General features: G+C 45.3%; 8 protein-coding genes and 4 tRNA genes. 4 read left to right on the top strand and 8 right to left on the bottom strand.

Annotated features, from left to right (window positions below; all coding sequences use genetic code 11):
* From ACED36_RS21955 to ACED36_RS21935, 5 genes are all read right to left on the bottom strand, one after another.
* Positions 1 to 277 (bottom strand): GTP-binding protein (locus tag ACED36_RS21955; RefSeq protein ID WP_371733812.1); only part of this gene is annotated, 277 nt, incomplete at its 3' end.
* Positions 278 to 385: 108 nt separating this feature from the next.
* Positions 386 to 461, bottom strand: a tRNA-Thr gene (locus ACED36_RS21950).
* A 10-nt stretch (positions 462 to 471) separates the two neighbouring features.
* A tRNA-Gly gene (locus ACED36_RS21945) sits at positions 472 to 546 on the bottom strand.
* A 39-nt stretch (positions 547 to 585) separates the two neighbouring features.
* Positions 586 to 670: transfer RNA gene (locus ACED36_RS21940), tRNA-Tyr, on the bottom strand.
* A gap of 22 nt (positions 671 to 692) precedes the next feature.
* A tRNA-Thr gene (locus tag ACED36_RS21935) sits at positions 693 to 768 on the bottom strand.
* Between the two features lie 210 nt (positions 769 to 978).
* Between ACED36_RS21935 and coaA the strand changes: the two genes are divergently transcribed.
* Positions 979 to 1,914, top strand: coding sequence for a type I pantothenate kinase (coaA, locus tag ACED36_RS21930; protein ID WP_016960637.1), 936 nt, complete (start codon positions 979 to 981; stop codon positions 1,912 to 1,914).
* A 6-nt stretch (positions 1,915 to 1,920) separates the two neighbouring features.
* Here coaA and birA read toward each other — a convergent pair whose 3' ends face one another.
* Positions 1,921 to 2,886, bottom strand: coding sequence for a bifunctional biotin--[acetyl-CoA-carboxylase] ligase/biotin operon repressor BirA (gene birA / locus ACED36_RS21925; RefSeq protein WP_017007270.1), 966 nt, complete (start codon positions 2,884 to 2,886; stop codon positions 1,921 to 1,923).
* Positions 2,874 to 3,914 (bottom strand): UDP-N-acetylmuramate dehydrogenase, encoded by a 1,041-nt coding sequence (murB, locus tag ACED36_RS21920; RefSeq protein ID WP_017007269.1) that lies wholly within the window; start codon positions 3,912 to 3,914, stop codon positions 2,874 to 2,876. Before murB ends, birA begins: the two co-directional genes overlap by 13 nt.
* 81 nt (positions 3,915 to 3,995) lie before the next feature.
* On the opposite strand from murB, the gene ACED36_RS21915 reads away from it, so the two are divergent.
* From ACED36_RS21915 to ACED36_RS21905, 3 genes are all read left to right on the top strand, one after another.
* Positions 3,996 to 4,424, top strand: coding sequence for a GNAT family N-acetyltransferase (locus ACED36_RS21915; protein ID WP_016960634.1), 429 nt, complete (start codon positions 3,996 to 3,998; stop codon positions 4,422 to 4,424).
* Positions 4,425 to 4,541: 117 nt separating this feature from the next.
* The gene (gene pssA / locus ACED36_RS21910; protein ID WP_016960633.1) at positions 4,542 to 5,891 is read left to right on the top strand and encodes a CDP-diacylglycerol--serine O-phosphatidyltransferase; all 1,350 of its coding nucleotides are present in this window, start codon (positions 4,542 to 4,544) and stop codon (positions 5,889 to 5,891) included.
* Positions 5,892 to 5,901: 10 nt separating this feature from the next.
* On the top strand, positions 5,902 to 6,522 hold the full coding sequence (locus ACED36_RS21905; RefSeq protein ID WP_016960632.1) for a nicotinamidase: 621 nt from the start codon (positions 5,902 to 5,904) through the stop codon (positions 6,520 to 6,522).
* A gap of 141 nt (positions 6,523 to 6,663) precedes the next feature.
* Here ACED36_RS21905 and ACED36_RS21900 read toward each other — a convergent pair whose 3' ends face one another.
* Positions 6,664 to 6,864 (bottom strand): hypothetical protein, encoded by a 201-nt coding sequence (locus ACED36_RS21900; RefSeq protein WP_017007268.1) that lies wholly within the window; start codon positions 6,862 to 6,864, stop codon positions 6,664 to 6,666.
* Positions 6,865 to 7,027 lie beyond the last annotated feature (163 nt).

Below are 7,027 nucleotides of genomic sequence, written 5' to 3'. Positions count from 1 at the left end.
TCATGTTTTTAACATAATCGGCGTGTCCTGGGCAGTCTACGTGTGCGTAGTGACGAGCAGGTGTATCGTATTCTACGTGTGAGGTAGAGATAGTGATACCGCGCTCGCGCTCTTCTGGAGCGTTATCGATAGATGCGAAGTCACGTGCAGAACCGCCGTATACTTTTGACAGTACAGTACAGATTGCTGCAGTTAGAGTGGTTTTACCGTGGTCAACGTGGCCGATAGTACCAACGTTAACGTGCGGTTTCGTACGTTCAAATTTTTCTTTAGACATGACAGTCCCTCTAAGCACGGTATTTTGGTGGCTTAACGACCACGCATACAACAAATGGATTTATGTTGAGTATAAATCAAATGGCTTGAGTAACTTGTAAGAGAAAGATGGTGCTGATACCCAGATTCGAACTGGGGACCTCACCCTTACCAAGGGTGCACTCTACCAACTGAGCTATATCAGCACTTTAGAATTGGAGCGGGCAGCGGGAATCGAACCCGCATCATCAGCTTGGAAGGCTGAGGTAATAGCCATTATACGATGCCCGCTTTCAGTTTCTCGTAGAGCTATTCAAACTATTTGAAATATGGTGGTGGGAGAAGGATTCGAACCTTCGAAGGCTGAGCCGTCAGATTTACAGTCTGATCCCTTTGGCCACTCGGGAATCCCACCTAATTGTCTTTTTTTGTCTTATTGGTGCCGGCTGCCGGAATCGAACTGGCGACCTACTGATTACAAGTCAGTTGCTCTACCAACTGAGCTAAGCCGGCGACAAGTGCTGCGCATTCTATGCAATGATTTTTTTCGTTGCAATAGCTAATTTAACTTTTTCTATCAATTCTTTCCTTACAGTGCATTAAATCGCCAATTCACGCTTTTTTTTAGCGGGATAGCATCAGCTAAACTCGGCATCCTGCTTTCACTATCATTGGGTATAATGTATTGTCGCTGTCCTTAGTCGAAACAGATTCATTTTTAATATGAGCGATCTATTAACGCCTTATCTGTCTTTTAATCGCCAACAATGGTCAGAGCTTCGTGATGCTGTGCCTATGACGCTGGATGAGACTGACCTCGAAAAGCTTCGAGGCATTAACGAACACCTCACCATGAATGAAGTGCGGGACATTTACCTGCCGCTTTCTCGTCTTCTGAATCTGTACGTTAAAGCTCGTAAAGGGCGCACTCAGGTGTTGGAGCATTTTCTCGCTCAAAAGGGCAACACAGTGCCTTACGTTATCGGGATTGCTGGTAGTGTCGCCGTGGGGAAAAGCACGACAGCCCGTTTACTAAAAGCTTTACTAGAACGCTGGCCAGAACACCCAAAAGTCGAACTCATTACCACAGATGGTTTTCTTCATCCCAATAACGTGCTTAACGAACGTGGTTTGATGAAGAAAAAGGGATTTCCTCCGTCTTACGACATTCGTAAACTGGTGCAGTTTGTGTCAGATGTGAAATCGGGTAAGCCTCGGGTTGAAGCGCCCATTTATTCTCATCTGGTGTATGACGTGACAGATGACATAAAAGTTGTCGAGCAGCCTGATATTCTGATCGTAGAAGGTTTAAACGTGCTGCAAAGCGGTATGGACTACCCACACGACCCTCACCGCGTGTTTATCTCGGATTTTCTCGATTTTTCGATTTATGTCGATGCCGATAGTTCGTTGCTAAGAACATGGTACATCGAACGATTCATGGCATTCAGACAAGGGGCCTTTAAAGACCCATCGTCTTATTTCCACCATTACACGCGGCTAACGCAAGACGAAGCAAGACGCACTGCTTCTAGTATTTGGGAGGAGATAAACGGAAAGAACTTGGTTGAAAATATTTTGCCCACACGAGAACGTGCGGGCCTTGTCTTACAAAAGGGAACAAACCACGCGGTTCAAACTGTCATGGTACGCAAGTAATATAAATTATTCGTCAGCGCGGAGACTAATTTCTCCGCCAAGGTAAGGGGTGATGCCAGCCTCGGTTTCGAGCAAAAGCGCCCCTTGCTCATTAATACCTCGCGCGATCCCCTTAACCACACGCTCACCCAGCAATAACTTAACGGCGCGTCCGTTAAAGTTGTCGTATCGATCCCAACGTTCAACAAAACCAGTCATACCGGTTTCTTCATATTGCTTAAGTGCGTCGGTAACACCATTTATCAATGCGGCGGCAAGCTTGTTTTTATCGGGCAACGTGTGACAAGTATCTTTCAAGTTGGCCCAATCCTGATCAACGGCATCAGTATCTGGCATAGCAACGTTAAGACCCATACCGATGACAAGGTGTGCAGCTTCCCCTGCTTGTCCTGTCATTTCGACCAAGATGCCTGCTAATTTCCTGTCGTTCCAATACAAATCGTTAGGCCATTTCACTTTGACGTTTTCTGCGCCAAGTTGAGCCAGTGTTTCAGCCATGGAGACACCAACAACAAGACTCAGTCCCATTGCAGCGGCCATTCCAGCATCAAGTCGCCAATACATTGAGAGGTATAAATTTGCGCCGAATGGTGAGAACCATGTACGTCCTCGACGTCCTCGGCCCGTTTGTTGGTATTCTGCTAGGCAGGCGGTACCGGACGCGAGTTGACCTACACGATCCAGCAAGTACTGATTGGTGGAACCAATAACAGGGATCAATGAAAAATCAGTAGTATTCAACTTCGCACGCAATGGTTGCTCTTCCAAGAGATCTAACGCGCTCGGCAAGCAATAGCCTTTTCCTTGCACTCGAAATACGTCAAGTCCCCATTGCTGAAGCACTTTTATATGCTTACTAATTGCTGCACGACTCATTCCAAGCTCTTGACCGAGTTTTTCTCCCGAATGGAACTGTCCATCCGCTAGGATCTTGATTAGCGCTAAGCGGGGTGTATGGTCTATGGCAGGCATATCGCCTCCAGGTTTGTTTCAGCTGTCCGCCCCATAAAGCGTACTTCATGCTCGAGGGTTACCCCGAAACGATCATATACAGTTTCAACAACATTTTTAGCGAGCTTAAGAACGTCTTTCGCAGTCGCCTTACCTGTATTGGTGAGAACAAGCGCTTGTTGACTATGTACCGCAGCACCGCCAACGCAACTGCCTTTGAGGCCACACTGATCGATTAACCATCCCGCGGCTAATTTAACTTCAGCGTCGCTCACGCCAAAATGAGGCATCGTTGGATGGGTTAGTAAAAGCCTATCCGCCAAGGATTTTGCTACGACTGGATTTTTGAAGAAGCTTCCTGCATTACCAATCTCTTTCGGATCGGGTAATTTTGCACATCGTATCTCACAGACTTTGTTATAGACATCTTTGGCAGTGAGATCATCGCGTTCACCTAATTCACTAAGTGCACCATAGCCAACAACAGGCTTCCAGCATTTCGGTAGCTTAAAACCCACCGCTGTCACGATCGCTTTGTCTTTTAGTCCATGCTTAAACACAGAGTCACGATAGCCAAACTCACATTCTTGAGCTGTTAAGCGGGTAATTTCCCCACTATCGAGCATCAGCACATCGACATAATCACAATTCGATTTGAACTCCACACCATAGGCACCAATATTCTGAATGGGCGCAGACCCAACCAAACCAGGGATCAGTGCTAAGTTTTCTAAACCAGGCATGCCTCTATCGACGGTATTCGTCACCAATTCATGCCAATTTTCACCACCTGCGACATGCAGTAACCATTCATTAGTGGTTTCTTGCACCTCAATCCCTTTCAAGCAATTGAGAACAATAACACCTGCAAAATCTTCACAAAAAAGTAGATTACTACCTTCACCTACAACCAGCTTTGGTTCATCTGGTCTCTGTTTCCAGATCTGCAGGAAATCATCCGATTTTTGCGCTTTAATGATTTCATTCGCGTTCAGTTCTAAACCGAAAGTATGGTATGGCTTGAGCGATGTATTAGTGAGGATCTTCATTCGGCTCGCGGTTTCATTTTCAATGGTTGTTAGCCGTGTATACTACCCCATCCGCCTTGAATTCACAGTGATTAGATAACCATGGCCGACTATCGATTTTTCCCGCTAGACACCTTACGCTTCCCTATTGTGGCGCGCTTTTACAAAGATCACTATCCCGCGGGCAAACCTAAGAAAGATGAAGTTATTTGGACAATGGAACGTGAAAAGCGTTTAGCTGGAGCTGTGCGTTTTCGCCAATTCAATGAATTTCAGCTTCTTACTGGTATGCTCATTGACCCTGAATTCAGAGGGGAAAAGCTAGGTGCGACTTTTCTCAAATCGATTCAAGAACAAACCCAAAGCAAAATATGTTACTGCCTCGCCTACCGTTATTTAGTCTCTCTTTATGAAGGTGCTGGATTTTACATCATTGATGATCATGCACTCCCAGATGAACTTCAAGGCAGGTATGCTAGCTATTGCAACAGTGGTAAAGATCTCGTCCCAATGCAGTATTTACCAAAGTGATAGTGCCAAATCGAGATAACAGGCACATCCAGAATACTGGAAATAACGTATTTTCTGGTACAATGCAGGGTTTGATTTGCGTAAACACGACTATCAGTCGAACTTAATGAGGCAACAATGGATTCAGCTACTGCAAATAAGCAGTTGATCGATCAGCTCCCAAAAATTGCACATCGTCCAGATCAGCTAGAAACGCTTCTCGACGCAGCATCTTTTAGAGAGCGCTTACTGCATGAAATTGCACAAGCCAAATCTCGCATTTATCTGGTCGCTCTATATCTGCAAGACGATGAAGCAGGACGATCGATCCTTGATGCGCTCTACGAGGCAAAACAAAAGAACCCGGTACTCGATATCAAAGTATTGGTGGATTGGCACCGTGCCCAACGCGGTTTAATTGGTGCAGAGAAATCCGACGGCAATGCTGCGCTTTATCGAGAATACTCGGAGAAGTACACCTACAAGGTCGACGTTTTGGGCGTGCCCGTTAGAAACCGAGAAGTGTTTGGTGTCCTTCACCTAAAAGGCTTCATCATTGACGATACCGTTATCTATAGTGGCGCAAGCCTCAATGATGTATATCTTGCTCAACATGACCGCTATCGTTATGACCGTTATCATGTCATCAAAAGCAAGGCACTCGCCGACTGTATGGCTAACTTCATTGGAACCAAGTTGGTTTCCAGCGATGCAGTTACTTGCCTGTCTCAGCCTAGTCGCCCAAATACCAAAGTGCTTAAACCGGCTATTCGTGATCTTCGTGCTCGCCTACAAAGCGCCAGTTATAGCTTTATTTCTCAGCATATTAATGCCGATCAAGTCGGGTTAACACCGATGGTAGGCTTAGGAAAACGCAAGAACTTCCTCAACACACAAATTTGTCGACTGATTGCTTGTGCGCATGAAGATCTGACCATTTGTACGCCGTATTTCAACCCTCCACGAAGTGTTATGCGAGAGATTAGACGTGCTCTACGACGCGGTGTGAACGTCACAATTATCGTCGGTGATAAAACAGCGAACGACTTCTATATTCCACCTGATGAGCCATTTCGAACAATTTCTGGTCTTCCATACCTTTATGAGATCAACTTACGTAACTTTGCCCGTCGCAACGAAGCCGCTATTGCTAAACGTCAGTTGAGAATTCATTTATGGAAGCATGACGACAACAGCTTCCACCTTAAAGGTATATGGGTAGACCGCAGTTACATGCTTCTAACGGGGAACAACCTTAATCCTCGCGCATGGAAATTGGACCTTGAGAACGCCATATTGCTTCACGATAAAAACCGACTACTTGAAGATGAAATGCAGCGAGAGATTGATACAATTCTTAGCCATACTCAACTTATTGGTAGCTACAAACAGATTGAGAAACTCGAAGTTTACCCTGCTCAAGTGAGAAAATTACTAAAGCGGATCAAACGGATCCGTGCAGATCATCTGCTCAATCAAATATTGTAAGGTAGTCAGCGTGATCGCATCCATAGACGTCGACCCTCAAAAGACCTTCACACCGCTTTGCCCAGATGAGTTGCCTGTGACTGAAGGCCATATGATTGGAAAAGCGTTAAACATGCAGGCAGAAAAAGCCAGTCTTCGTATTTTGACCAAGGACGCGCACCCTGCCAATGCTGTTTGGGTAGTAGAAAGTCACGATAAGATGCTGATTCCACTTAAACATGCCAATGCAGATCTCACTTGGGTTTCTCACGCAGTTCCAGGGACAGAAGGCTTCGAAATAATTGCGGATCTTCCTGCAGTCACTGAATATGATCATGTGATATGGAAAGGTGTAGAACCAGATTTGCATCCCTACGGTGCCTGCTTTCATGATATTCAAGAGAAACTCAGCACGGGTCTGATTGAATGGCTTGCTTCCAAAGAAGTGAAAACTGTCATCGTAGGTGGGCTAGCTACAGACTATTGCGTTAAAACGACCGCTCTGCAGCTGAGAAAACATGGCGGTTTCGATGTATGGGTCAACTTAGAGGCATGCCGCGGTATTGCCGATGACACAACGAAAAGTGCCTGTATTGAAATGCGTAATGCAGGGATAAAAGTGATTAACCTCTTAGTTGAGTTCAGCGTCTGAAACTAAGCTAACATACTGTTTTAAAGAAAAAGCACTACTCATGTCATGAGTGGTGCTTTTTTGTTTCCAAATACAGACGTCATACATGTACGGCACATCTCCATTTCTTCTTCCAAATACCATATGACTAAACAACAGATACTAGCCATTAATGAGAAGTAGCTCAACATGGCTCTCTGGCGCAGCGAACGGCAATAATTTACCAAATCTTGCTACTGAGTGTTCTTGCGCTTGTTTGTAAGTCAGCTCGCCTTTTTCTACCTGAGACACCACCGCTAGTTTGAAGGCGAAGGAATAATCACGTTGGGTACGTTTGGATGTTGTCTCTTTTGGTGTTCGCATAGATAAGTCTCCAATGTGTCAACTTATCTCAGGACAGGACACGGTATAAACGCAAAAAGGCCACCCGATAGGGTGGCCTTTTTGTTTTTCTTTTTGCCTTCATCTTTTTATTAAAAAGATGAAAACGAATTTGAAGCCTGGCGATGTCCTACTCTCACATGGG

Source organism: Enterovibrio sp. FF113 (assembly GCF_041439165.1).
GTDB classification, from domain to species: Bacteria; Pseudomonadota; Gammaproteobacteria; order Enterobacterales; family Vibrionaceae; genus Enterovibrio; species Enterovibrio norvegicus_A.
Note: the sequence above shows the minus strand (reverse complement) of the source record. Positions and strands in the feature narration are given on the sequence as shown.

Excerpts from the sequence above, each read along its gene's own strand:
- coaA (WP_016960637.1), top strand. The coding sequence starts at position 979 with ATGAGCGATCTATTAACGCCTTATCTGTCTTTTAATCGCCAACAATGG.
- pssA (WP_016960633.1), top strand. The coding sequence starts at position 4,542 with ATGGATTCAGCTACTGCAAATAAGCAGTTGATCGATCAGCTCCCAAAA.
- birA (WP_017007270.1), bottom strand. The coding sequence starts at position 2,886 with ATGCCTGCCATAGACCATACACCCCGCTTAGCGCTAATCAAGATCCTA.
- murB (WP_017007269.1), bottom strand. The coding sequence starts at position 3,914 with ATGAAGATCCTCACTAATACATCGCTCAAGCCATACCATACTTTCGGT.
- ACED36_RS21900 (WP_017007268.1), bottom strand. The coding sequence starts at position 6,864 with ATGCGAACACCAAAAGAGACAACATCCAAACGTACCCAACGTGATTAT.
- ACED36_RS21915 (WP_016960634.1), top strand. The coding sequence starts at position 3,996 with ATGGCCGACTATCGATTTTTCCCGCTAGACACCTTACGCTTCCCTATT.